Annotated in this window: 1 protein-coding gene and 1 pseudogene; both read left to right on the top strand. The window is 42.9% G+C overall.

Annotation, left to right across the window (positions count from 1 at the left end):
• Positions 1 to 141 (top strand): annotated as a pseudogene (locus tag ACTXGO_RS15185) (ribulose-phosphate 3-epimerase); the annotation flags it as partial.
• Positions 142 to 214: 73 nt separating this feature from the next.
• On the top strand, positions 215 to 631 hold the full coding sequence (locus ACTXGO_RS15180; protein WP_443542903.1) for a hypothetical protein: 417 nt from the start codon (positions 215 to 217) through the stop codon (positions 629 to 631).
• Positions 632 to 785 lie beyond the last annotated feature (154 nt).

Here is a 785-nt window from a genome sequence, read left to right as displayed (position 1 = left end):
GGTATCAAGGCAAATAATATCCGTGCTATCGCTGAGGCGGGCGCTGATATGTTTGTCGCAGGCTCGGCGATTTTTAATCAAGCGGACTACGCTGCGGCTATTAGCGCTATGCGTGAAGAGCTGGCGTTAGTACAAAAATAGAGCAAAGCGATAGGTGGTACAATAAGTAAGATGCTATTTGTAGTAGCATAACTATTATGGCAAGAGGTGATATATGGATACGCAAAATACCGTTAGTAGCTCTCAAACTAGTAGCTCCCAAACGCCAAGTGATGACTTAACCTTATCGCAAAGCGTGCATACTTATGAGCCTAATCAATCTGCTAAAAGTCTTGAATCTAGAAGCCTAGTTCCTAAGGGTATCACTATTGGTCTGGCAGTCTTTGCCCTGGTACTGAGCTTGGCAGGTTATGGCTTTCGCCTGATGATTGGTGATAATCCTAGCAGCGTACTCCGTCATGCTGCTATTGTCGTACCTGCTTTTGTACTTGGCATTCCTTTATTATTTTGGCTCGGTTCGCGCGTGATGAACAAGGTCAAAGGCATGAATATTGAGACGAGAAACGCGCTGAGCCTTGGCTGGCTGACGGCTTGTGTCTCTATGCTATGGCTGATGGGTACTTACAGCTAATAAAGCTTACCGTTAATAATGTAGTTTTATCTAGCTTTATACTTCCTATTTCTATTTTATTCAATAAGTTGTGAGTCTCATCATAACTGGACACTTGCATGCAAAAGCAACGCACTAAAATCACCGATGTTATTTTTCCAAAAGACTTACCCAA

It is taken from the genome of Psychrobacter sp. T6-1 (assembly GCF_052258445.1).
The sequence above is the reverse complement of the archived record's forward strand: the minus strand, read 5'-3'. Positions and strand labels throughout refer to the sequence as shown.